This window comes from Serinicoccus shuyuelongi, from assembly GCF_045032955.1.
In the GTDB taxonomy this organism is placed as follows: domain Bacteria; phylum Actinomycetota; class Actinomycetes; order Actinomycetales; family Dermatophilaceae; genus Ornithinicoccus.
In genome coordinates this window covers 1-22,906 of record NZ_JBJFZU010000018.1, presented here as the reverse complement: position 1 = coordinate 22,906, position 22,906 = coordinate 1, and the positions used below count along the sequence as shown (strand labels likewise).

Genomic DNA, 22,906 nt, shown 5'->3' with positions numbered 1-22,906 from the left:
CAACCACACCCGACGCTCGTTCGGTCTGTGAGCACCCCGTCACGACGCTCGTTGGTGGATCACAGGCCACCGGGCGTCGCCGGTGGTTGCTCAGCTTCCGCTTCGCACTCGCTCTAGTTGACGTGCCTGACTAGTCAGGCATACGATCTAGATATGAACACAGAGCAGTGGCCCACCGAGTGGCTGCGCGGAGTGCTCGGGGTATGCGTGCTGCGGATCCTGCTGGAGGGGCCCAGCTACGGCTATGCGATCACCCAGCGGTTGGCGGCGTCCGGTCTCGGGGCCGTCAAGGGCGGCACCCTCTATCCGTTGCTCGGGCGTCTCGAGGAGGCTGGGCACGTCGAGGTCGAGTGGCGCCCGGGGGACGGCGGCCCCGGGCGGAAGTTCTACGCGCTCACCCTCCAGGGGCGTCGACACGCCGACGAGCAGGCCGCCCGCTGGGCCGACTTCACCACCATCACCCGCCGGCTCACCGACGGTGCGCCGGCCGACGCAGGGAGCGAGCGATGACCATGAGGACCTCGAAGGACGCGATGGACCCCCGCCACCTGGCGCCGTCCGTGGACCCGGGCTGGCTCGACGCCTTCCTGGTGGAACGCAACCTCATCGGCGTGCAGCCCGCCCGGCTCGGTGACGACCTGGTGACGGTCGAGAGCCACGTCCAGGAGTCCGGCGAGGGCGCCGAGGAGATCTTCGGCGACCCGGTCGCCTATGCCCGTGCGCTGCCCGCCGGGGCGGACCGGGAAACCTCTCTGCGCCGGGTCGACCTGTTCCACATCTGCCTCGGTCTGGCCGGTCTGCTGCTCACCAACCGGGCGATCACCGGCTGGTTGCAGAACGGGGAGCTGGCCGTCACCGGCGGCGACCTCGCCTCGACGGCCCTGCTCGCGCTGATGACCACGGTGCTGCTGGCCGCCCCCGAGGCCACCCTCCGGGTGCTGATCCGGCGGCGGTGGGTCACCGTGGCGGCGCCTGTCCTGATGATCGGCAGCTTCGTCGTCGTCCAGCTGCTCTGGCGGGAGGAGCTCTTCACCCTGCCGGTGCTCGGGTCGGCCCTGGTCGGCGCACTGGCGCTGCTGGCCTCCAGCGTCATCGCCTACCGGACCTTCCGCGACGGGGTCGTCACCGCACCGGGGGAGACGACGGCCCCCGGTGCGCAGCGGCGCCGCTGGACGTTCACCCTGCTCTACCCGGTGCTGCTGGTCTTCCTGGTGCTGCTGGGCTGGGTGCCGACCCTCTTCACCTGACCCCGACCCTGACCCGGGGCGCGCCCCCGGCGCCGCGGCACGGCGTACCCTCCCGGTTGCCTTGACGTCCGCGTCAGGTGCCATGATGGGACGGACTTGATCCCGCAACCACGAGGACGTGAGCAGTGAACATCGTCGTCTGTGTGAAGTACGTGCCGGACGCCCAGGGCGACCGCACCTTCGAGCCCGACAACACCACCGACCGGGACGGGGTCGACGGCCTGCTCTCCGAGCTGGACGAGTATGCCGTCGAGGAGGCCCTCAAGATCGTCGAGGCCGGTGAGGGGGAGGTCACCCTCCTGACGATGGGGCCGGACGACGCCGCGACCGCCCTCAAGAAGGGCCTGCAGATGGGCGCGCACAAGGGCGTCCACGTCCTGGACGACGCGATCGCCGGCTCCGACTCCGTCGCCACCTCGCTGGTGCTGGCCCAGGCCGTCCGCAAGATCGGCGACGTCGACCTGGTCCTCACCGGGTTGGCCTCCACCGACGGCGTGATGTCGGTGGTCCCCGCGATGCTGGCCGAGCGGCTGGAGCTGCCGCAGGTCACCTTCGCCTCCGAGCTGACCGTCGACGCGGACGGTCGCACCGTGGTCATCCGCCGCGACAACGAGGCCTACTCCGAGACCGTCGAGGCCACCCTGCCGGCCGTCGTCTCGGTCACCGACCAGATCAACGAGCCGCGCTACCCCTCGTTCAAGGGGATCATGGCGGCCAAGAAGAAGCCGGTCGAGACCTGGGACCTGGCCGAGCTCGGCGTGGACCCCGCGCAGGTCGGCCTGGCCGCCGCGTGGACGACCGTGACCCAGGCCGAGGCCCGTCCGCCGCGCGCCGCCGGCGAGGTCGTCACGGACGAGGGCGAGGGTGGGGCCGCGCTCGCGCAGTTCCTCGCCGACCGCCGCCTCGCCTGACCCGACCGGACACGACATACCAAGGAGCACCTGACATGAGTGAAGTCCTCGTCCTGGTCGACCACGTCGACGGAGAGGTCCGCAAGACCACCGCCGAGATGCTGACCGCCGCCCGGCGGCTGGGAGAGCCCTCCGCCGTCTTCGTCGGTCAGGGGTATGCCGCGGCGCAGGAGTCCCTGGCCCGGCACGGCGCCGTGAAGGTGTACCTCGCCGAGGAGCCGGTCTACGCCGAGCACCTGGTCGCGCCGGTCGCCGAGCTGCTCGCCGACCTGGTGGGGCGCACCGCCCCGACGGCCGTGCTCATCGCCTCCAGCAACGACGGTAAGGAGATCGCCGGGCGGTTGGCGATCAAGACCTCCTCCGGGGTGGTCACCGACGCCGTCGACGTGCAGGCCACCGACGGCGGGGTGAGCACCACCCAGTCGGTCTTCGCCGGCAGCTACACGGTGACCAGCCAGGTCACCCAGGGCAGCCCGGTCATCACCGTCAAGCCGAACAGCATCACCGCCGAGGAGGCGCCCGCGACCCCCGTCGAGGAGAGCGTCACGGTGCAGATCTCGGACGTCGCGCGCAGCGCCCGGATCACCGCACGGGCGGCCAAGGAGCAGTCCGGTCGTCCGTCCCTGGCGGAGGCGGCGATCGTCGTCTCCGGTGGTCGCGGGACCGGCGGGGACTTCGGCCCGGTGGAGACCCTGGCGGACGCGTTGGGTGCCGCGGTCGGCGCCTCCCGCGCCGCGGTGGACGCCGGTTGGTACCCGCACAGCCACCAGGTCGGGCAGACCGGTGTCTCCGTGTCCCCGCAGCTCTACGTCGCCGCCGGGATCTCCGGGGCCATCCAGCACCGGGCCGGGATGCAGACGTCCAAGACGATCGTCGCGGTGAACAAGGACGAGGAGGCGCCGATCTTCGAGCTGGTCGACTACGGCGTCGTCGGCGACCTGTTCACCGTGCTGCCGCAGGCCGCCGAGCAGATCCAGTCCCGCAAGTCCTGACCGAGCGGCTCGACGTGCCGGACCGAGCGTCTCGGATTGCTCGCCTGGCACCGGTTGCGCACGGCGAGACGCCCTGATCGGCACGGCGAGACGCCCTGATCGGCACGGCGAGACGCTCGGTCGGGATGCGCTTCTAGACTGAACGGTGATGTCCACACCTTCCACGCCCGTCACGGCACCCCAGTCCTCCTCGTCCCGCACCCCCCACCCGGGGTCCCGGGACGTGGCCGGGCACGCCTACCTCGACCACGCCGCGACCACGCCGGTGCTGGAGGAGGTCCTTGAGGTCGTGATGCGGGAGATGCGCCGGACCGGCAACGCCAGCTCCCTGCACGACCCTGGCCGCCGTGCGCGCCGGGTGGTCGAGGAGTCCCGCGAGCAGGTGGCGCACACGCTCGGGGTGCGCCCCTCGGAGGTCGTCTTCACCTCCGGCGGCACCGAGTCCGACAACCTCGCGCTCAAGGGCACGTATGCCGCCCGTCGCGCGGCGGACCCGCGCCGGGACCGCCTGGTCGTGAGCGGCATCGAGCACCACGCCGTGCTCGACCCGGTCGAGCACCTGGTGACCTCGCAGGGGGCCCGGGTCACCTGGGTCGAGCCGGACCCGCAGGGCCGGATCAGCCCGGAGGCCTTCGCCGAGGCGCTGGTGGCCGACGGCGGCCCGGACACCGTGGCGCTGGCCAGCGTGATGTGGGCCAACAACGAGGTGGGCACCGTGCAGCCCGTCGCCGAGCTCGCCGAGCTGGCCCACGCCCAGGGCGTCACCGTCCACTCCGACGCGGTGCAGGCGGTGGGCCAGCTTCCGCTCGACCTGTCGGTCGTCGACCTCGGCGTCGTCACCGGCCACAAGATCGGCGCCCCGCTCGGGGTGGGCGTGCTCACCGCCGGCCGGGACCAGAGCCCGGTGCCGCTCACCCACGGTGGCGGACAGGAGCGTCAGCTGCGCTCCGGCACCCTGGACACCCCCGCGATCGCGGGGATCGCGCTGGCGCTGACGTTGGCGGTCGAGCGTCGGGACCGGCACGTCCAGCACCTGGTCGGCCTGCGCGACGCGCTCATCGAGGGGGCGCTGGCGCTCGAGGCCGGGATCAGCGTGTCCGGGCCGTGGAGCCCCGGCGACACCACCTCCCGGCTGGCCGGTAACGCCCACCTGCAGGTGGCCGACTGCGAGGGCGACTCGCTGCTCTACCTCCTCGACGCCGCCGGGGTCGCCTGCTCGACCGGCTCCGCCTGCCAGGCCGGGGTCCCCCGGCCGAGCCACGTTCTGCTGGCCATGGGAGTCGCGCAGGAGCGGGCGAAGGGGGCCCTGCGCCTGACCCTCGGGCACGACTCCACCCGGGCCGACGTGGACGCCTTCCTGGCCGCCCTGCCCACCGCCCTGGAACGCGCCCGCCGCGCCCACGCCGCCACCCGCAGGTCCGCCTGATGCGGGTGGTCGCCGCGATGAGCGGGGGTGTCGACTCGGCCGTCGCCGCCGCCCGGATGCTGGACGCCGGCCACGAGGTGGTCGGGGTGCACCTGGCCCTGTCCCAGTCGGCGAGCACCCTGCGCGAGAGCGCCCGCGGGTGCTGCACGATCGAGGACGCCGGGGACGCCCGCCGGGTGGCCGACCGGCTGGGGATCCCGTTCTACGTGTGGGACATGGCGCAGCGGTTCCGCGAGGACGTGGTCGAGGACTTCGCCGCGGAGTATGCCGCCGGCCGCACCCCCAACCCTTGCCTGCGCTGCAACGAGAAGATCAAGTTCGCGGCCCTGCTGGACAAGGCGCTCGCCCTCGGCTTCGACGCCGTCGCCACCGGTCACTACGCCCAGATCGTGGAGGGGGACGGGGGGCGCGAGCTGCACCGGGCGGTCGACGACGCCAAGGACCAGTCCTACGTGCTCGGGGTGCTGGACGCCGACCAGCTGTCCCGCAGCTTCTTCCCGCTCGGCGACACCACCAAGCCGCAGATCAGGGAAGAGGCGAGGTTGCGTGGTTTTTCCGTCGCCAAGAAGCCGGACAGCCACGACATCTGCTTCATCGCCGACGGCGACACCCGGGGTTGGCTCGCCGGCCGTCTGGGGGAGCGCACCGGCCCGATCGTGGACGCCGACGGCGAGGTGCTCGGCGAGCACGAGGGCGCGCACGGCTACACGGTCGGCCAGCGCCGCGGTCTGGGGCTCAAGGTGCCGGCCGCCGACGGCCGCCCCCGGTATGTCGTCTCCACCGACACCCGCTCCAACACGGTGGTGGTGGGTCCCGAGGAGCTGCTGGGTGTCGACCTGGTGCACGGCGACCACCTGCGCTGGTGCGGTCCGGCCCCGACCGGCGAGGTCGGGCTCGGCGCCCAGATCCGGGCCCACGGCCAGGAGTACCCGGCGCGCGTGCAGGTGCTCGAGCGGGACGGCATACCCGAGACCGTGACCGTGCGGCTGGCCGAGCGGATCAGGGGGGTGGCCCCCGGACAGTCCGTGGTGCTCTACGACGGGACCCGGGTGGTCGGGTCCGCGACCATCAGCGGCAGCGGACGACAGGAGCGCCGGTGACGGCGAGGTCTGGGACAGGGGTGGGGATGAAGGCGTGGACACGGCCCGAGCGCTGGTTGGGCGAGCTGCCGAGGGTGAGCGCGGTGACGGTGCTGTCCACCACGGTCGCGCTGTTGCTGGGCTGGGTGGGGGTGATTCCCCGGCCGGAGACGGTGAGCAGCCTGGCCGCGGACCTGCTGGTGGTCTGGCTCATCCTCTACTTCTCCTGCTACACGCTGCTCACCGTCGTCGTCTTCCACCTGGCCCCGGCGAAGCGGGTCGAGGTGTGGGCGCGCACCGAGGAGCGTGGCAGCTGGATGCAGCGCTACGTCTACGGCACCGCACCCGGGCCCGGGATGTCGATCTCGGTCGGGGTGGCGGCGCTGCTGGTCACGGTGCTCTGGCTGCCGGGGACGATGACCATCCCCTCCGCCTTCGGCGACGACGTCCGGATGGCGCTGGGGGTGCTGCTGGTGGTCACCGCCTGGGTGACGGTCGCGGTCTCCTTCACCGTCGCCTACCTGGCCGAGGACCTGCAGAGCAGCGGCGAGGCGTTGGGCTTCCCGGACGGCTCCCGGGACGTGGCCCGGCCGCTGACCGACTACCTCTACCTGGCGGTGGCGGTCTCCTCGACCTTCGGGACGACCGACGTCGAGCTGCGCACCACCCCGGTGCGGCGCACCGCGACCGTGCACACCCTGGTCGCCTTCGTCTTCAACACCGTGGTGCTCGCGGTCGTGGTCAGCGTGCTCACGTGAGCGAGGCGCCGGGCCGAGCAGCGGGTCCGGCGCACGCGCGGGGGCTGCCTTGGGTCTGGGGCGCCACCCCACAGGAGGTCGCGGCCGACTACCGGTGCGACCAGAGGGCCCGGCGGCGGGGCGGCACGGCCCGGCGGGCGGTTCGCGCGGTCAGCGTGGCGGCCTCGCCCGGTCAGGTCTATGCCTGGCTCGGCAACCTCAGGGTGGCGCCGTACTCCTACGACTGGGTCGACAACGCGGGGCGTCGTTCCCCGCGGGCGCTGCGCTCCGACCTGGGAGCGCTCGAGACCGGTCAGCGGGTGATGACGATCTTCACCGCGGTGCACGTGGTCGAGGGCGCCGAGCTCACCCTGGAGCTGCGGCCCGGTCCGGCCCGGTGGGTCTTCGGTGAGGTCCTGGTGACGTATGCCGTGCGCCCGGCCGGTGCCGGCGCGCGTCTCGTCGCCGTGCTGAGCCTGGGCCCCGGCAGCCCGGCGGCATGCTCCGGGCGGCGTGGTCGGCTGGGCACGGCGCGGCAGCACCTGCTGGCCTGGGGTGACCTCGTGATGATGCGCAAGCAGCTGCAGACGCTGCGAGACCTCGCCGAGGGCGGCCCCTCGGCCCGCCGCCCCTAGAGTGGCCGGATGGTCGACGTCACGGGTATCGGTTCCTGGCCGGGCAGCGACGTGCGCGAGGCGCTGCGGATCATCCGTGACGAGCTCGGCCCGGACGCGGTCTCCGAGGGCGTGCGCCCCGTCCCGTACCTGCCGGAGCTGCCAGCCCGCGGTCCCGGTGCCGACCTGGTCGGCCGGTCCGCGCACCTGCTGGTGGACCTGCCGGTCGACCTGCAGCCGCAGGGCTGGCGCCTGGTGGACCGGCCCGGCCGGGACGCGGAGCGGGCGGCGTCGCTGTGGGGCCAGGACCTCGACGAGCTGGCCGAGGCCTTCGACGGGTATGCCGGTCCGCTGAAGGTGCAGGTGGCCGGGCCGTGGACGCTCGCGGCCTCGCTCTGGCGGCCGTTGGGGGACCGGGTGCTGGACGACCCGGGCGCCACCCGGGACGTGGTGGGCTCCCTGGCCGAGGGGGTGCGCGGCCACCTGGACCGGGTGTCCCGGCTGGTGCCGGGCGCGCAGCTGGTGCTGCAGGTCGACGAGCCCTCCCTGAGCGCGGTGCTGCTGGGCAGGATCCGGTCCGAGTCGGGCTACCGGGTGCTGCGCGTCCCCGAGCACGGGGAGGTGGTCGCGGCACTCGGTGAGGTGCTGAGCGCCGGCGGGCGGTCCGCCGCACTGGTGGGGGTGCATACCTGTGCCGGGGACCCACCGGTCGACGTGCTGCGCGAGGCGGGCGCCGGGTTCGTGGCGCTCGACCTGCCCCGGCTGGACACGCGGCGCTGGGACCAGGTGGCGGAGGCGGTCGAGGACGGCCTGGCGCTGTGGGCGGGACTGCGGGTCGAGGAGCCGGACGCCGAGCAGGGCCTGCTGCGGCACTGGCACGAGCTGGGGTTGCCCCGGGAGCGGCTGCAGGACCTCACCCTCACGACCCCGTGCGGGCTCGCCGGCAGCACCCCCGCCGCGCTCGCGGCGACCCGGGCGGGCCTGCGCGTCGCGACGCGGCTCGCCGAGCACGGCGAGACCTGAGACAGGTGGTTGACGTTCCCGTTAGGTTGGGTGCCGCACCGATGGTGCGCACCGCAGACCGATGAAGGGGAACCATGACGCAGAACCCGGGCCAGGACCCGAACCAGCCGGACCCGTACCACCACGACCCTGACGCTCCGCAGCCGGAGCGCACGGGCGGCTACCAGGCCGCCCCCAGTGCGGAGGGCTCGGGCTACGGTGCCGCGCCCGCGCAGGCCGTGGCCAAGCCGCAGCCGGTGGGCCTCGCGCAGAAGCTGATGTATGCCGGTGGTGTGCTGTCGCTGGTCTCCGGTCTGACGGTGCTCTTCTCCGACGAGGAGACCCTGCGCCAGCAGATGCAGGAGGAGATGGAGTCCGCCGGCCAGACGGTCGACCCCGCCATGGTCGACGCCGCCGTGATGGGCGCGATGTGGGGCGGGCCGATCTTCGGTGTCATCGTCGCCGCGATCTGGTTCCTGCTGGCCGTCTTCAACGGCAAGGGCAAGGGCTGGGCCCGGATCGTCGCCACCGTCCTGGGGGCGCTCAACATCGTCGGCACCCTCATCAGCCTGGCCGGGGTCGGTGGCATGCCCGGCATGGGCAGCGGTGGGGCTCTCAACCTGGTCCTCTCCCTGCTGAGCGCCGCGATCGCGGCCGCCGTGATCTTCCTGCTGTGGCGCAAGGAGTCCAGCGCCTACTTCGCCGCCACCCGCTGACCCGGGAGCGCCACCGCCCGAGGGGCTGGTGTCGGAGCCGTGCGTCAGACTGAGCACGTGACCGACACCAGCCCCTCGAGCAGTCCCGGCGCCGAACCCCCGGAGGGGGCGAAGCGACGATCGGCCGAGCTGGCCGAGCAGATCACGGCGCACCAGTTCGCCTACTACGTGCGGGACGCGCCGACGGTCACCGACGGCGAGTTCGACGCGTTGCTGCGTGAGCTGGAGGAGCTGGAGCGGGAGCACCCGGCGCTGCGCACCCCGGACAGCCCGACCCAGCGGGTGGGCGGCACCTTCTCCACCGAGTTCACCGCGGTCGACCACCTCGAGCGGATGCTCAGCCTGGACAACGCGTTCTCCCCCGAGGAGCTGGACGAGTGGTTCGACCGGGTCGAACGCGAGTCGGGCGGGGCCCAGGTGCACTACCTCTGCGAGCTCAAGATCGACGGCCTCGCCGTCAACCTGCTCTACACCGGCGGGCTGCTCACCCAGGCGCTGACCCGCGGTGACGGTCGGACGGGGGAGGACGTGACCCTCAACGTCCGCACCATCGAGGGGGTGCCGCACCGGCTGACGCCGCCGCAGGAGCAGGGCGACGGCCCGGAGATCCCCATCCCCGGTCAGGTCGAGATCCGGGGCGAGGTCTTCTTCCCGATCGAGGCCTTCGCCGAGCTCAACGCGTCCCTGGTCGAGGCGGGCAAGGCGCCGTTCGCCAACCCGCGCAACTCGGCCGCCGGGTCGCTGCGGCAGAAGGACCCCCGGGTCAGCGCCGCGCGGCCGCTGCGGATGCTGGTGCACGGGATCGGCGCCCGGACCGGGTTCGACATCACCGCCCAGAGCGAGGCCTACACCGTCCTCAAGGCCTGGGGTATGCCGGTCAGCGACCGGGCGAGGGTGGTCGCCTCCCGCGAGGAGGTGCACGAGATCGTCCGCTACTACGGGGACCACCGGCACGACGTCGAGCACGAGCTGGACGGGGTCGTCGTCAAGGTGGACGAGGTCGCGGTGCAGCGCCAGCTCGGGGCGACCTCGCGGGCGCCGCGCTGGGCCATCGCCTACAAGTACCCGCCGGAGGAGGTCACCACCCGGCTGCTCGACATCCGGGTGGACGTGGGCCGCACCGGCAGGGTCACCCCGTGGGGGTTGATGGAGCCGGTGCTGGTGGCCGGGTCGACCGTGGAGCGGGCGACGTTGCACAACCAGCACGAGGTGCGCCGCAAGGGGGTGCTGATCGGCGACACCGTGGTGCTGCGCAAGGCGGGTGACGTCATCCCCGAGATCCTGGGACCGGTGGCCGACCTGCGGGACGGCACCGAGCGGGAGTTCGTGATGCCGACCCACTGCCCCTCCTGCGGCACCGAGCTGCGCCCGCAGAAGGAGGGCGACAAGGACATCCGGTGCCCGAACAGCAAAGCCTGCCCGGCGCAGCTGCGGGAGCGCCTGTTCAGCCTGGCGGGCCGGGGGGCCTTCGACATCGAGGCGCTGGGCGGCGAGGGCGTCGGCGCCCTGCTGGACGCCGGGGTGCTGACCAACGAAGCCACCCTCTTCTCGCTCACCGAGCAGGACATCGCCCGGGTGCCGCTCTACACCCGGGCCGCCCGCAAGACCGACCCGCCGGAGTCGGTGGTGGAGGGCCGGGTGCTCTCGGCCAACGGGCACAAGCTCGTCGAGAACCTGCAGCAGGTGCGCAGCCAACCGCTGTGGCGGGTGCTGGTGGCGCTGTCGATCCGGCACGTGGGACCGACCGCCGCCAGGGCGCTGGCCACCGAGCTCGGCTCGATGGAGGCGATCCGCGCGGCCAGCACCGAGGAGCTGGCCGCCACCGACGGCGTCGGCCAGATCATCGCCGAGTCGGTGAAGGAATGGTTCGCGGTGGACTGGCACCGCGAGATCGTCGAGCGGTGGGCCGCCGACGGGGTGCGCATGGAGGACGAGCGGGACACCAGCATCGAGCGCACGCTCGAGGGGCGGACGGTGGTCGTCACCGGTTCGCTCGAGGGGTTCTCCCGGGACGAGTCCAAGGAGGCCATCGTCTCCCGGGGCGGGAAGGCCTCGGGGTCGGTGAGCAAGAAGACCGACTTCGTGGTGGTCGGCGCCAACGCCGGTTCCAAGGCGGCCAAGGCCGAGGAGCTGGGGCTGCCGGTGCTGGACGAGGAGGCCTTCGTGCGGCTGCTCGCGACCGGCTCGCCGGACTAGCCCAGCTCGTCCTGCAGGCGGGAGATCACCGGCCAGGCGCCCTCGGAGGTGTTGGACAGGATCGAGACGACCAGCCCGGACCGCGGGTCGACGCGGGTGCGCATCGAGGCGCCCGCGTCACACCCCTCCAGCACCACGCCCGGCCCGTCCAGGTCCAGCCAGAACCCGCGCCCGTAGCGCAGGCCCTCGTCCTCCACGGTGACCCGTGGTCGCGTCATCTCGGCCACCGCGGACTCGGAGACGATCCGTCCCTCCAGGAAGGCCCGCCAGAAGCGGCTCAGGTCGGCGGCGGTGGTGCAGGCGCCGCCATCCCCGTTGCCACGCACCGGCAGGTGCAGCACGTTGGTGCGGTCGGAGCCGTGCTCGTGCAGGTAACCGATCGCCACGTCCGCCGGCAGCTGGTCCGCGCGCGGGAAGCCCGTGCCGGTGAGGCCGGCCGGGTCCAGCACCCGCTGCTGCACCAGGTCGTGGAAGGGCAGGCGTGCGGCCCGCTCCGCCAGCAGCGCCAGCAGCACGTAACCGCCGTTGTTGTAGGCGAAGCGCTCACCGGGCGGGGACACCTGCGGGTACCCGTCGAGCTCGGCGACGAACGCCTCCGTCTCCTCCAGCCGGTGCACGGGGGTGCGCAGCACGTACTCGGTGATGTCGCCGAGCGCCTCCTCGTCCAGGTAGTCGCCGATCCCCGAGGTGTGCTCCAGCAGGTGTCGCACGGTGACCGCGTCGTCCACCAGCGGCAGGTCAGCGCCGAGCAGGGACCGCGCCGTGGTGTCCAGCGACAGGACGCCGTCCTCGACGAGGCACTGCACGGCCAGCGCGGTGAAGGCCTTGCTCCCGCTGGCCATCGCGAACCGGGTCCCCGGTCGCACCGGCACCTGGTGACGGCGGTCGGCGAGGCCGTGTCCGGCGACGTGCACCTGCTCACCGAGGTCGACGGACACGACACCGCTGAATCCGCCGTCCCGGGCGGTCTTGTCCAGGGCGGCGAAGAGGGTCTGCGGGTCGCTGGTCATGCCCGGAGGCTAGCGACCCGGCTCAGGCCCGCGCCTCCCGTTTTTCCGCACCGGGGCCCTGCTCGCGCAGGCCGAGCCAGCTGACCAGGCCGCCGGCCACCAGCAGTAGCGCGCAGATCACCATCGCCCAGCGGTAGCCAGCGGTGAAGGCCACCGGGTCGGTGTAGTCGTCGCCCGAGAGGCCGACCAGCGCCGGCAGTGCGGCCACCGCCAGCAGCGACCCGGTGCGGGCGACCGCGTTGTTGATGCCGCTGGCCAGACCGGCAAACCGGTCCGCGACCGCCGCCAGCACCGCCGCCGTCAGCGGGGAGACGAGCAGTGCCAGCCCGAGCGCGAAGACGACCATCCCGGGGAGCACCCCCCACCACCGGGTGCCCTCACCGATCCCGACCATCATCGCCACCCCGAGGCCGCAGACCAGGGGGCCGACGGTCATCGGGACACGGGGGCCGATCCGGTCCGCCAGGGCCGCCGCACGGGGGGAGAGCAGCAGCAACGCCACCGTGACCGGTAGCCCGGCGAGGCCGGAGTCCAGCGCCGACCAGCCCGAGGACACCTGCAGCTGCACCACGACGAAGAGCATCACCGCGCCGAGCGCGGCATACACCAGCAGCGTCATCGCGTTGGCGGCGGAGAAGACCCGGGAGGAGAACAGGTGCAACGGCACCAGGGGGTATGCCGTCCGCCGGGAGCGGAGCAGGAACCCGGCGGCGCCGAGGCCGGTCACCACCCAGGCCAGCACCAGGGCACCGGTGCTGGCCTCGGCCGCCGTGGTCAGCGCCCAGGTCGAGGCGCCCAGCGTGAGCACCACCAGGAGTGCACCGACCACGTCGAACGCCCCGGTGCTCTCGGTGTCCCGGCTCTCCGGCGCGGACCACCAGGTCAGCGCCGCGACCACCAGACAGATCGGGATGTTGATCGCGAAGATCCACCGCCAGGTGGTGGTGTCCACGATCGAGCCGCCGACCAGCGGGCCGACGGCGGCGGCGATCCCGGACACCCCGGCCCAGGTGCCGATCGCCCGGGCGCGCTCCCCCGGGGCGAAGCTCGCCTGGATCAGCGCCAGCGCCCCCGGGGTGAGCAACGCCGCACCGACCCCCTGGACGACCCGGGCGCCGACCAGCTGCCACGGGTCCTGGGCCAGCGCGCACAGGGCCGAGGCCACCAGGAACCAGGTCATCCCGACGAGGTAGACCCGGCGACGGCCCAGCCGGTCGCCCAGCGCGCCGGCGACCAGCACCAGGCTGGCCAGGGCCAGCAGGTAGCCGCCGATCACCCACTGCAGCTGGGGGAGGGTGGCGCCGAGGTCGTCACCGATGCTGCGCAGCGCGACGTTGACGACCGAGCCGTCCAGGATCGCCACCCCTGAGCCCAGCGTCACCGCGGCCAGCATCACCCGGCCCCGGGTGGAGGTCGCCGAGAGGTACTTCTGCGCAGGACGGGTGCTCACCCGGTTCAGCGTAGGACCAGCACCGCCGCGGAGCCCGATCTCCTTCCTGCGGGGGAGGCCACCGGGGGTGGCGTCGGTCAGGCTGGGGTGATGAGGAACAGATGGCTGTGGGTCCTGCTGGTCGCGCTGATGGTCGTGGTGGTGGCGAACTTCGCCCGGAACGGCGACCCGGCGTGGGCCGTGGGCTACGGTGTGCTGGCGCTCGCGCTGGCCTGGTGGACCTCACCATGGCGGGGTCGCGGCGGTGGCAGCACGCAGCAGGAGGTGGAGCACATGGTCCAGGAAGGTGCGTCGGGGGTCGTCGTCTACTGGCGGCCCGGCTGTGGATTCTGCGCGATGCTCAAGGCCCGCCTCGGAGGGCTGCGCGACCGCGCGACCTGGGTGAACATCTGGGACGACGAGGACGCCGCGGCCTTCGTCCGCAGCGTCAACGACGGCAACGAGACCGTCCCGACCGTGGTGATCGACGGCATACCGGTGACGAACCCGGACCCCGCGGTGGTCAAGGAGCGGCTGCAGCGGGTGTGACCTGATCGACCTCCGGCGTCGGAATAGGTTCGGCAGCAGGGGTGCTTGACCTGTCATCTACCCCGACGAAAGGTCAGTCACCCATGGACGTGCTCGTGCTCGTCGGCAGCCTCCGCGCCGACTCCTCCAACCGTCGCCTCGCGGACGCCGCCATCGCGGAGCTTCCCGAGGGGGTGCACGCCCGGGTGAGCAGCTGGCCGGCGCTGCTGCCGCACTACGACCAGGACCTGGACGTGGACACCGCGCTGGAGTCGGTGGCCGCCTTCCGCGCCGAGATCGCCGCGAGCGACGCGCTGATCCTGGCGACGCCCGAGTTCAACGGGAGCCTGCCCAGCGTGCTCAAGAACGCGATCGACTGGGCCTCACGCCCGCGCGGCGCCAGCTCGATCGCCGGCAAGCCGGTCGCGGTGCTCGGGGCGTCCGCCTCCCCGAACGCGGCCCGCTGGGCCCGGGAGGACGCCCTGCGGGTGCTGCGGGTGGCCGGTGCGGAGCCGCTGGAGGACACCGTGGGCATCGCGTCGTCGCTGGACGCCTTCGCGGAGGACGGGCTCAGGGACGCAGACCTGGCCCGTCAGGTGCGTGAGGTGCTGGCGCAGCTGGTGGATCGGCCGCAGGCGGCCTGAGCGGTCCGTCCACCGCGTGGATCTCGTTGACGAAGCTGGTGCCCTCGCCGGCGCCGTCCAGCGGGCTCACGTCGACCACGATCCCGGTGCGCACGTCCAGGCTGACCAGGTATGCCGTCGGCAGCAGCTCCCGGTCGGTCGCGGCGTTCGGGTCGTCCGGTCCGTACTCGACGAGCCGGCTCGCGACGCTGTCCAGCAGGGGGCAGCAGCCGCAACGCGGGGCATAGGCGTCGACCAGCGGACGGCATACCGCCTGCCAGGTGCGCCGCCCGCGCAGCTCGACCTCGGTGACGTCGCTGACCGCCACCCCGTCGGCCAGCTCGGCCGGGTCGAGCATCGCCGTCCACCGGTAGTTGCCGTACATCGGGTCCGAGTGGTCGTCGGACCAGCCGGGTGGGCGCGTGGTGACCAGGCCGTCGGCCCGGCGCAGCACCCCCTCGTCCCTGTCGGGCACGGCCTCGACCGGCGCTGAGCCGTTCGGGGCGCCGTCTCCCGCCCAGGCCAGGAGGAAGGTCCGGGAGCAGGGGACCCCCTCGACGGTCTCGACCTGCCCCCGGCTGCGCACCGTCACCCGCTGGGCGGCTCGGTCCATCCAGGCCTCGGCGATGTCGCCCGTGCCGCTGCGGGCGCCCTCGCCGGTGGCGCGCTGGGTCCAGTGCAGGGTCGTGAAGAGCCACGGCGCGCTCCTGGCCAGGGTCCGGAAGTCCTCCGCGTCCGGGGAACGGGTGAGGTCGTGGGGCATGGCGGCAGCGTAGGTGCGGCACGCCGGGACGCCCTGTTCGGCAAGTGGAGACGCCCGGTCGGGCAGCGCGAGGCGTTCGGTGGGCGTGCGGGGTGCGACCTAGACTGGCCCGCATGTCCCACCTCTCGCGCGAAGACGTCGCGCACGTCGCCATGCTGGCCCGGATCGAGCTCGAGGACCACGAGCTCGACGTCCTCGCCGAGCAGCTCGACCAGATCGTCGACTGGGTCAGCCAGGTCGGCGAGGTCGCCTCCGACGACGTGCCCCCGATGTCGCACCCGCTGCCCCTGGCCAACGTCACCCGCCCGGACGAGGTGCGTCCCAGCCTGAGCGCCGAGCAGGCGCTGGCCAACGCCCCGGCCTCGCAGGACGACCGCTTCGCGGTGCCGCGCATCCTGGACGAGGAGTGAGATGAGCGACCACACCACCCCCGCACAGGACGTCACCCGGCTGACCGCCACCGAGATGGCCGACCGTCTCGCGGCCGGCACCCTCACCTCGGTCGAGCTCACCCAGGCCCACCTGGACCGGATCGCACGGCTCAACCCCACCCTCAACGCCTTCCTGCTCGTCGACGCCGACGGCGCGCTGGCCACCGCCCGCGAGGTGGACGCCGCCCGTGCGCACGGTGAGCAGCTGCCCCGGCTGGCCGGTGTCCCGGTCGCCGTCAAGGACATCGCCTGCACCCAGGGCCTGACCACCACGGCCGGCAGCCGGATGCTGGAGCACTTCGTCCCGCCCTACGACGCCACCATCGTCACCCGGCTGCGGGACGCCCGGATGCCGATCCTCGGCAAGACCAACATGGACGAGTTCGCGATGGGCTCCTCGACCGAGCACTCCGCCTTCGGCCCGACCCGCAACCCGTGGGACCTGGACCGGATCCCCGGCGGGTCCGGCGGCGGCAGCAGCGCGGCGGTCGCGGCATACCTGGCGCCGCTCGCGATCGGCAGCGACACCGGCGGCTCCATCCGCCAGCCCGCCGCCGTCACCGGCACCGTCGGCGCCAAGCCGACCTACGGCGCGGTCAGCCGTTACGGGGTGATCGCGCTCGCCTCCAGCCTGGACCAGATCGGCCCGTGCGCCCGGACGGTCATCGACGCGGCGCTGCTGCACGCGGTGATCGCGGGACACGACCCGATGGACTCCACCTCGATCGACGCACCGGTGCCGGACGTGGTGGCCGCCGCCGAGGCCGCGTCCGCCTCCGGCGCGGACCTGACCGGCCTGCGGGTCGGCGTCGTCACCGAGATCAGCGGGTCGGGGACCGCCGCCTTCCAGCCCGGGGTGCTGGCCCGCTTCGAGGAGGCGCTGGACCAGCTGCGCGACCTGGGGGCGGAGATCGTCGAGGTCTCCTGCCCGCACTTCGGCTACGCGATGGCCGCCTACTATCTGATCCTGCCGTCCGAGGCGAGCAGCAACCTGGCCCGCTACGACGCCATGCGTTACGGCCTGCGCGAGACCCCGGAGGACAGCCCCAGCGCCGAGCAGGTGATGGGCGCCAGCCGGGACGCGGGCTTCGGCGAGGAGGTCAAGCGCCGGATCATCCTGGGCACCTACGCCCTGTCCAGCGGCTACTACGACGCCTACTACGGCCAGGCGCAGAAGGTCCGCACCCTCATCGCCCGCGACTTCGAGGCGGCCTTCGAGCAGGTCGACGTGCTGGTCAGCCCCACCGCGCCGACCACCGCCTTCAAGATCGGCGACAAGACGCAGGACCCGATGGCGATGTACCTCAACGACATCGCCACCATCCCCGCCAACCTGGCCGGCGTGCCCGGGATGTCGGTGCCCTCCGGGCTCGCCGACGAGGACGGCCTGCCCGCCGGGCTGCAGCTGCTCGCGCCGGCCATGCAGGACCAGCGCCTGTATGCCGTGGGCGCGGCCCTGGAGGCGCGGCTGCGGCAGAAGCAGGGTGGTTACGTCATCGAGCAGGCCCCCGAGATCGAGGTGACAGCATGAGCACGCACACGTCCACCGGATCGGCCGAGGCCGTCGTCCCCTTCGACGAGGCGATGTCCCGCTACGAGCCGGTGATCGGCCTGGAGGTGCACGTCGAGCTGGGCACCGCGACGAAGATGTTCTGCGGCTGCGCGACCGGCTTCGGAGCGGACCCCAACACCCAGACCTGCCCGGTGTGCCTGGGCCTGCCGGGTGCGCTGCCGGTGGTCAACGCGACTGCGGTGGAGTCGGCCATCCGGATCGGCCTGGCGCTGAACTGCAGCATCGCGGAATGGTGCCGTTTCGCCCGGAAGAACTACTTCTACCCGGACATGCCGAAGAACTTCCAGACGAGCCAGTACGACGAGCCGATCGCCTTCGACGGCTATCTGGACGTGGAGGTCCCGGAGAACGAGTCCGGCGGTGAGGCCTTCACCTACCGGGTGGAGATCGAGCGCGCGCACATGGAGGAGGACACCGGTAAGTCGACGCACGTCGGTGGCGCCACCGGGCGTATTCACGGTGCGTCCCACTCCTTGGTCGACTACAACCGCGCCGGCATTCCCCTGATCGAGATCGTCACCCGCCCGTTGCGCGGGGCGGGGGACCGGGCGCCGGAGGTGGCCAAGGCCTATGTCGCGGTGCTGCGCGACCTGCTGCGGGCGCTCGACGTCTCCGACGTGAAGATGGAGCAGGGGTCGCTGCGCTGCGACGCCAACGTCTCGCTGATGCTCCCGGGGGCGGACGTGCTCGGCACCCGCACGGAGACCAAGAACGTCAACAGCCTACGCTCGGTGGAGCGGGCGGTGCGCTACGAGATGACCCGCCACGCGGCCGTCCTGGACGCCGGCGACGCGATCTTCCAGGAGACCCGGCACTGGCACGAGGACACCGGCATCACCACGTCGGGCCGGCCCAAGTCGGACGCGGACGACTACCGCTACTTCCCGGAGCCCGACCTGGTGCCGGTCGCGCCCACCCGCGACCACGTCGAGCGGTTGCGTGCGACCCTGCCCGAGAACCCGGCCGAGCGCCGCCGCCGCCTGCAGGGGGACTGGGGCTACTCCGACCTCGAGATGCGGGACGTGGTCAACGCCGGTGCCGTCGAGGTGATCGAGGAGACCGTCGCCGCCGGCGCCTCCCCGGCCGCCGCCCGCAAGTGGTGGATGGGTGAGCTGGCCCGCCGGGCCAAGGGCGAGGGCCCGGACTCCACGGTGCTCGACCTCGGGGTCACGCCTGCCCACATCGCCGAGCTGGACGGCCTGGTCACCGACGGTCGGCTCAACGACTCGATGGCCCGGCAGGTGCTGGACGGCGTGCTCGCCGGGGAGGGCACCCCGGTCCAGGTCGCGGATGCCCGGGGCCTGGAGCTGGTCCAGGACGACGGCGCGCTGCAGGCCGCCGTGGACGAGGTGATCGCCGCCAACCCGGACGTCGTGGAGCGGATCCGGGGCGGCAAGGTGCAGGCCGTGGGCGCGCTCATCGGGCAGGTGATGAAAGCGATGCGCGGCCAGGCGGACGCCGGCAAGGCCCGTCAGCTCATCCTGGACACCCTCGGCGTCCAGGGCTGAGCGGGCAGCGGACCAGCAGGTATGCCCGTCGCCGCCGTCCCCGACGAGCTCGCCGACCACCTCGCGCCGGTCGACGGCGTCGAGGTGCTGCGCTACGACCCGACAGACCCGGACACGGTGCCCGGCGTGCGTCCACGCGCCGACGGTGTCGGTGTCGGTGACGGTGTGAATGACGACGTCGACATCCTGGTGCTGCCGATGGTCGGGAGCCCGTGGCTGCGACGGATGGGCGAGGTCCCCGGTGTGCGCGCGGTGGTGCTCGCCACGGCCGGGTACGACCACGCGTTGCCGTTCCTGCCCGACGGCGTGCAGCTGGCCAACGCGGTCGGGGTGCACGACACCGCCACCTCCGAGCTCGCGCTGACCCTGATCCTCGCCGCCCAGCGGCAGCTGCCGCACCACGTCCTGCGCCAGGCGGAGGGCAGCTGGCAGCGGTCGGCGCCCGACCCGTGGCGCTCGCTCGCGGACTCCCGGGTGCTGGTGGTCGGCTACGGCGGGATCGGCACCGCACTGACCCGACGGCTGCTGGCCTGCGAGTGCGAGGTGGTGGCGGTCGCCAGCCGGGACCGGGACGGTGACGGGCTGGTGGACCGGGTGCACGGCATCGACCGGCTGCCGGAGCTGCTGCCGACCGCGGACGTCGTCGTCCTCGCCGTGCCGCTCACCGACCGCACGCGGGGTCTGCTGGGGCCGGCGGAGCTGGCCGTCCTTCCGGACCACGCCCTGGTGGTCAACGTGGGCCGTGGGCCGGTGGTGGACACCGACGCCCTGCTGGCCGAGTGCAGCTCCGGCCGGCTACGGGCGGCGCTCGACGTCACCGACCCGGAGCCGCTGCCCGACGGGCACCCGTTGTGGTCCGCACCCGGGGTGCTGGTGGTCCCGCACGTCGGCGGCGCTTCACCGGCCGGGCTGCCGCGGATGGGGAGCTACCTGCGGCGTCAGTTGTGCGCATACCGCGACTCAGGGGTGCTCGAGCACCGGGTGGACCCGCATTCCTGAGGGGTAATCGGCCAGGGATTCCTGAGAATGCCATGGGTACCCACGGCGACGAATTCGGTATAGGGTCACCATGCGACACCCGGGGAGGTGTCGTCACACCACTGCCGGAGCAAGGACGCGTCGACAGGCGCCCTGGGCCGGGAGCAGAACGAACTGGGGAAACATCGCAATGAACCACCGCAAGAAGTCGGGGCCCTCACGCGCCCTCGCTGCCGTGGCCGGGCTCAGCCTGGTCGCCGGAGTGCTGCCCGTGGCAGCCTCCGCCGTCGATGGTCCGGTCTTCTCCGGGCCGATCAGCGCCACCACCGCGAACTTCGAGGACGGGCAGTACATCGTCGTCCTGAACACGCAGCCGCTGGCCACCCACCCGGCCACCGCCGGCTCCACCACGCAGAAGGTGGACACCACCTCCGCGACCGCGCAGGCCTACACCGAGACCCTGCTCGCTCAGCAGGACGCGGTGCTGGACGGCGTCTCCGCCGAGCCGACCTACCGCTACACGGTGGCCGTCAACGGCTTCTCCGCGCAGCTGACCGCCGCCGAGGCGGCCGCGCTCGCGGCCCGCGACGACGTCCGCTCGGTCACCCCGTCCACCCTGCGTCAGCTCGACAACGGCATCGAGGTCCGCCCGGGCCTTCCCTCGCCCGACACCGACGTGTCCCCCGACCTGCTGGGCCTGCGTGGCGCCGGTGGGGTCTGGGAGCAGCTCGGTGGCCCGATGGCCGCCGGTGAGGGCCTGGTCGTGGGCGTCATCGACTCCGGCATCGACTACAGGAGCGAGTCCTTCGCCGCCGAGGGTATGCCGACCCCGCCGAGCACCTTCACCGGTGAGTGCGAGGACGGCGAGGGCGCCTCTGCTGGTGACTTCCCCGCCGAGGCGTGCAGCGACAAGCTCGTCGGCGCCCGGTACTTCGTCGAGGGCGCCGAGGCCAACGGCTTCACCCCGCTGCCCACCGAGAGCGTCAGCCCGCTGGACACCGACGGGCACGGTACCCACGTGGCCGGCACCGCCGCCGGCCGCGAGGTCCCGCTCGAGGACACCGGGGGCAACCAGTTCGACATCGCCGGCATGGTCCCCGGTGCGCACCTGTCCGCCTACAAGGTGTGCTTCGACTTCGTCCAGGGCAGCGGCTGCGTCGACGAGGACTCGATCGCCGCGATCGACGCCGCGATCGCCGACGGTGTCGACGTGCTGAACTTCTCGGTCAGCGGTGACCCGGAGACCTACGAGGACCCGGTCGACCTGGCCTTCAAGAACGCCGCCGCGGCGGGCATCTTCGTCGCCGCCTCCGCCGGCAACTCCGCCGAGGACGGCGTCCCGGTCGCGCACACCGGACCGTGGCAGACCACGGTCGGTGCCGCCTCGCACCGCGAGGAGGACGGCCCCGTCCCCTCGATCGGTTCCTTCTCCGGCCGCGGCCCGGTGGCCGTCGCCGACGCAGAGCAGACCATCGTGAAGCCGGACATCGGTGCTCCCGGCATCGAGGTGCTGGCCCCCGTCGTCGGTGGCTACGGCTACATCACGGGTACCTCCATGTCGTCGCCCCACATCGCCGGTCTCGGCGCGCTGCTGATGGCGGAGAACCCGGAGTGGTCGCCGATGGCGGTCAAGTCGGCCATCCAGACCTCGGCCGGCGACTACGCCGACGACGTCAGCAACGACCCGTTCGTGGGTGGCAGCGGCTTCGTCGCCCCGCGGGACTTCCTGGCCCCCGGCCTGGTCTTCGACTCCGCGGAGGCCGACTGGGACGCGTTCCTGGCCGACCCGAGCACCGGGTACGACCTGAACGCCGCGTACCTCTCGGTTCCCGCCCTGGGCGCCGAGGCCACCACGGTGACCCGGACGGTCACCAACCCCGGCTCGGCCGAGGCCACCTTCGACGCGACCGTCACCGGCCCGGAGACCCTCGAGGTCGTCGTGGAGCCGGCCAGCGTCACCGTCCCGGCCGGCGGCTCCGCCGAGGTGACCATCAGCGTCGCCAACACCGGCGCCGACACCACCGCGTGGCAGCAGGGCGAGATCGTCTGGACCTCTGGTGAGACCACGGTCGCGATCCCGGTCGTGGCCCGTGGCGAGGTCGCCGAGGAGGAGCCCGAGCCCGACCCCATGGTCGAGCGGGTCTCCGGCAAGGACCGTTACGGCACGGCCGCGGACATCGCGGACCTGTACGCCGGTGCGGACACCGTCTACATCGCCTCCGGTACCGGCTTCGCCGACGCCATGTCCGGTTCGCCGGCAGCGTCGCGTGGGGTGCTCCCGCAGACGATGAACACCCCCGACGGCGACCCCGCCCCGGTGCTGCTGGTCCGGAACGACAACCTGCCGGGCGCGACGATCAACGCGCTGAACGCGATCGAGCCGTCCAACATCGTCATCCTGGGTGGCACGGGCGCCGTCTCCGCGGACGTGGAGGGGCAGCTCGAGGCCTGGGGCGATGTCGAGCGGGTCGCCGGTGACAACCGGTACGAGACCGCCGCCAACCTGGCGATGCTCTTCGGCGACGTCGACACCGTCTACGTCGCCTCCGGTGCGGACGAGGCGTTCGCGGACGCCCTGACCGGTTCGGCCCGTGCGGGTAGCGAGAACGCTCCCGTCCTGCTGACCCGCCCGGACGGCGTCCCGGGGTCCACGATGATGGCCCTGGAGGAGCTGGCACCGGAGCGCATCGTCGTCCTCGGTGGCACGCAGGCCATCAACGACACCACCTTCGACGCCCTCGGCGCCGACGAGCGGCTGTCCGGTCTGGACCGGTACCGCACCGCGGTCGCCGTCTCGCAGATCCACGAGACGGACGTCCCGGTCGTCTACATCGCCTCCGGTCTGAACTTCCCGGACGCGCTGGCCGGCTCCGCGCTCGCGGGCCACGAGGAGGTGCCGGTGCTGCTGACCCGTCAGGGCGACCTGCCCGGCCCCACCCTCGCCGAGCTCGAGCGTCTGAGCCCGGAGCGGGTCGTCATCCTCGGTGGCACGACCGCCGTGTCCCAGGATGTCGAGGACATGCTCAACGAGTACTACCCCGGCTGGGTCGGCTGACCAGCGACAGGTCCTCTGAACCCGGCTCCGGCCGGTAGCTGACCAGGAGGGCCGGGACGGCATCGCCGTCCCGGCCCTCCTGCGTCTG

The 22,906-nt window shown here is 72.8% G+C and carries 21 protein-coding genes; 18 read left to right on the top strand and 3 right to left on the bottom strand.

All coding sequences use genetic code 11. The features are described 5' to 3' along the window. Positions 1-153: 153 nt before the first annotated feature. From ACI3EY_RS16495 to ligA, 11 genes are all read left to right on the top strand, one after another. Positions 154-510: a PadR family transcriptional regulator gene (locus tag ACI3EY_RS16495; RefSeq protein ID WP_405035946.1), complete on the top strand. Its 357-nt coding sequence runs from the start codon at positions 154-156 to the stop codon at positions 508-510. Further along, on the top strand, positions 507-1,247 hold the full coding sequence (locus ACI3EY_RS16490; protein WP_405041142.1) for a hypothetical protein: 741 nt from the start codon (positions 507-509) through the stop codon (positions 1,245-1,247). The genes ACI3EY_RS16495 and ACI3EY_RS16490 overlap by 4 nt, the downstream gene beginning before the upstream one ends. A gap of 125 nt (positions 1,248-1,372) precedes the next feature. After that, positions 1,373-2,158 carry an electron transfer flavoprotein subunit beta/FixA family protein gene (locus ACI3EY_RS16485; protein WP_405035948.1) on the top strand — a complete coding sequence of 262 codons (786 nt, stop codon included), beginning with the start codon at positions 1,373-1,375 and terminating at the stop codon, positions 2,156-2,158. A gap of 35 nt (positions 2,159-2,193) precedes the next feature. Next, on the top strand, positions 2,194-3,150 hold the full coding sequence (locus ACI3EY_RS16480; protein ID WP_405035949.1) for an electron transfer flavoprotein subunit alpha/FixB family protein: 957 nt from the start codon (positions 2,194-2,196) through the stop codon (positions 3,148-3,150). Positions 3,151-3,442: 292 nt separating this feature from the next. Next, positions 3,443-4,576: a cysteine desulfurase family protein gene (locus tag ACI3EY_RS16475; protein WP_405041143.1), complete on the top strand. Its 1,134-nt coding sequence runs from the start codon at positions 3,443-3,445 to the stop codon at positions 4,574-4,576. Further along, positions 4,576-5,676 (top strand): tRNA 2-thiouridine(34) synthase MnmA, encoded by a 1,101-nt coding sequence (gene mnmA, locus ACI3EY_RS16470; protein ID WP_405035950.1) that lies wholly within the window; start codon positions 4,576-4,578, stop codon positions 5,674-5,676. The genes ACI3EY_RS16475 and mnmA overlap by 1 nt, the downstream gene beginning before the upstream one ends. A gap of 74 nt (positions 5,677-5,750) precedes the next feature. Further along, the gene (locus ACI3EY_RS16465) at positions 5,751-6,413 is read left to right on the top strand and encodes a DUF1345 domain-containing protein (protein ID WP_405041141.1); all 663 of its coding nucleotides are present in this window, start codon (positions 5,751-5,753) and stop codon (positions 6,411-6,413) included. Further along, positions 6,410-7,027 carry an SRPBCC family protein gene (locus tag ACI3EY_RS16460; protein WP_405041140.1) on the top strand — a complete coding sequence of 206 codons (618 nt, stop codon included), beginning with the start codon at positions 6,410-6,412 and terminating at the stop codon, positions 7,025-7,027. Before ACI3EY_RS16465 ends, ACI3EY_RS16460 begins: the two co-directional genes overlap by 4 nt. Before the next feature lie 9 nt (positions 7,028-7,036). After that, positions 7,037-8,029 carry a uroporphyrinogen decarboxylase/cobalamine-independent methonine synthase family protein gene (locus ACI3EY_RS16455; protein ID WP_405041139.1) on the top strand — a complete coding sequence of 331 codons (993 nt, stop codon included), beginning with the start codon at positions 7,037-7,039 and terminating at the stop codon, positions 8,027-8,029. Between the two features lie 74 nt (positions 8,030-8,103). Further along, positions 8,104-8,724, top strand: a complete 621-nt coding sequence (locus ACI3EY_RS16450) for a hypothetical protein (RefSeq protein ID WP_405041138.1) — start codon at positions 8,104-8,106, stop codon at positions 8,722-8,724. 57 nt (positions 8,725-8,781) lie between these two features. Next, entirely contained in the window at positions 8,782-10,920 is a 2,139-nt protein-coding gene (gene ligA, locus ACI3EY_RS16445) for an NAD-dependent DNA ligase LigA (RefSeq protein ID WP_405041137.1), read from the top strand. On the opposite strand, the gene ACI3EY_RS16440 is transcribed toward ligA, so the two are convergent. Both ACI3EY_RS16440 and ACI3EY_RS16435 read right to left on the bottom strand, forming a co-directional pair. Next, a complete protein-coding gene (locus ACI3EY_RS16440; RefSeq protein WP_405041136.1) occupies positions 10,917-11,930 on the bottom strand; it encodes a serine hydrolase domain-containing protein in 1,014 nt (337 codons plus the stop codon). The genes ligA and ACI3EY_RS16440 overlap by 4 nt on opposite strands. Positions 11,931-11,952: 22 nt before the next feature. Next, on the bottom strand, positions 11,953-13,380 hold the full coding sequence (locus ACI3EY_RS16435; RefSeq protein ID WP_405041135.1) for an MFS transporter: 1,428 nt from the start codon (positions 13,378-13,380) through the stop codon (positions 11,953-11,955). Positions 13,381-13,470: 90 nt separating this feature from the next. Here ACI3EY_RS16435 and ACI3EY_RS16430 point away from each other — a divergent pair, with 90 nt between their 5' ends. After that, a complete protein-coding gene (locus ACI3EY_RS16430; RefSeq protein ID WP_405035958.1) occupies positions 13,471-13,908 on the top strand; it encodes a glutaredoxin domain-containing protein in 438 nt (145 codons plus the stop codon). 83 nt (positions 13,909-13,991) lie between these two features. Next, positions 13,992-14,531, top strand: coding sequence for an NADPH-dependent FMN reductase (locus ACI3EY_RS16425; protein ID WP_405035959.1), 540 nt, complete (start codon positions 13,992-13,994; stop codon positions 14,529-14,531). Here the strand turns inward: ACI3EY_RS16425 and ACI3EY_RS16420 are convergent. Further along, positions 14,458-15,273, bottom strand: a complete 816-nt coding sequence (locus tag ACI3EY_RS16420; RefSeq protein ID WP_405041134.1) for a hypothetical protein — start codon at positions 15,271-15,273, stop codon at positions 14,458-14,460. The two genes, ACI3EY_RS16425 and ACI3EY_RS16420, sit on opposite strands and share 74 nt — an antisense overlap. Before the next feature lie 113 nt (positions 15,274-15,386). Between ACI3EY_RS16420 and gatC the strand changes: the two genes are divergently transcribed. The 5 genes from gatC (at position 15,387) to ACI3EY_RS16395 (ending at position 22,818) form a co-directional block, all read left to right on the top strand. Then, the gene (gene gatC, locus ACI3EY_RS16415) at positions 15,387-15,683 is read left to right on the top strand and encodes an Asp-tRNA(Asn)/Glu-tRNA(Gln) amidotransferase subunit GatC (RefSeq protein ID WP_405035961.1); all 297 of its coding nucleotides are present in this window, start codon (positions 15,387-15,389) and stop codon (positions 15,681-15,683) included. A gap of 1 nt (position 15,684) precedes the next feature. Next, positions 15,685-17,235 (top strand): Asp-tRNA(Asn)/Glu-tRNA(Gln) amidotransferase subunit GatA, encoded by a 1,551-nt coding sequence (gatA, locus tag ACI3EY_RS16410; RefSeq protein ID WP_405041133.1) that lies wholly within the window; start codon positions 15,685-15,687, stop codon positions 17,233-17,235. Further along, complete coding sequence (gene gatB / locus ACI3EY_RS16405) at positions 17,232-18,785, top strand: Asp-tRNA(Asn)/Glu-tRNA(Gln) amidotransferase subunit GatB (RefSeq protein ID WP_405035963.1); 1,554 nt, start codon at positions 17,232-17,234, stop codon at positions 18,783-18,785. The genes gatA and gatB overlap by 4 nt, the downstream gene beginning before the upstream one ends. A 21-nt stretch (positions 18,786-18,806) precedes the next feature. Further along, on the top strand, positions 18,807-19,784 hold the full coding sequence (locus ACI3EY_RS16400; protein ID WP_405035964.1) for a 2-hydroxyacid dehydrogenase: 978 nt from the start codon (positions 18,807-18,809) through the stop codon (positions 19,782-19,784). A gap of 169 nt (positions 19,785-19,953) precedes the next feature. After that, positions 19,954-22,818, top strand: coding sequence for a cell wall-binding repeat-containing protein (locus ACI3EY_RS16395; protein WP_405041132.1), 2,865 nt, complete (start codon positions 19,954-19,956; stop codon positions 22,816-22,818). The last annotated feature ends 88 nt before the right edge of the window (positions 22,819-22,906 follow it).

What these genes read in the sequence shown, in the direction of transcription:
- ACI3EY_RS16430 (WP_405035958.1), top strand. Translation starts at nt 13,471, where the DNA reads ATGAGGAACAGATGGCTGTGGGTCCTGCTGGTCGCGCTGATGGTCGTG.
- ACI3EY_RS16450 (WP_405041138.1), top strand. Translation starts at nt 8,104, where the DNA reads ATGACGCAGAACCCGGGCCAGGACCCGAACCAGCCGGACCCGTACCAC.
- ACI3EY_RS16480 (WP_405035949.1), top strand. Translation starts at nt 2,194, where the DNA reads ATGAGTGAAGTCCTCGTCCTGGTCGACCACGTCGACGGAGAGGTCCGC.
- ACI3EY_RS16490 (WP_405041142.1), top strand. Translation starts at nt 507, where the DNA reads ATGACCATGAGGACCTCGAAGGACGCGATGGACCCCCGCCACCTGGCG.
- mnmA (WP_405035950.1), top strand. Translation starts at nt 4,576, where the DNA reads ATGCGGGTGGTCGCCGCGATGAGCGGGGGTGTCGACTCGGCCGTCGCC.
- gatB (WP_405035963.1), top strand. Translation starts at nt 17,232, where the DNA reads ATGAGCACGCACACGTCCACCGGATCGGCCGAGGCCGTCGTCCCCTTC.
- ACI3EY_RS16455 (WP_405041139.1), top strand. Translation starts at nt 7,037, where the DNA reads ATGGTCGACGTCACGGGTATCGGTTCCTGGCCGGGCAGCGACGTGCGC.
- ACI3EY_RS16440 (WP_405041136.1), bottom strand. Translation starts at nt 11,930, where the DNA reads ATGACCAGCGACCCGCAGACCCTCTTCGCCGCCCTGGACAAGACCGCC.
- ACI3EY_RS16495 (WP_405035946.1), top strand. Translation starts at nt 154, where the DNA reads ATGAACACAGAGCAGTGGCCCACCGAGTGGCTGCGCGGAGTGCTCGGG.
- ACI3EY_RS16425 (WP_405035959.1), top strand. Translation starts at nt 13,992, where the DNA reads ATGGACGTGCTCGTGCTCGTCGGCAGCCTCCGCGCCGACTCCTCCAAC.
- ACI3EY_RS16475 (WP_405041143.1), top strand. Translation starts at nt 3,443, where the DNA reads ATGCGGGAGATGCGCCGGACCGGCAACGCCAGCTCCCTGCACGACCCT.
- gatC (WP_405035961.1), top strand. Translation starts at nt 15,387, where the DNA reads ATGTCCCACCTCTCGCGCGAAGACGTCGCGCACGTCGCCATGCTGGCC.
- ACI3EY_RS16395 (WP_405041132.1), top strand. Translation starts at nt 19,954, where the DNA reads ATGAACCACCGCAAGAAGTCGGGGCCCTCACGCGCCCTCGCTGCCGTG.
- gatA (WP_405041133.1), top strand. Translation starts at nt 15,685, where the DNA reads ATGAGCGACCACACCACCCCCGCACAGGACGTCACCCGGCTGACCGCC.
- ACI3EY_RS16420 (WP_405041134.1), bottom strand. Translation starts at nt 15,273, where the DNA reads ATGCCCCACGACCTCACCCGTTCCCCGGACGCGGAGGACTTCCGGACC.
- ACI3EY_RS16400 (WP_405035964.1), top strand. Translation starts at nt 18,807, where the DNA reads ATGCCCGTCGCCGCCGTCCCCGACGAGCTCGCCGACCACCTCGCGCCG.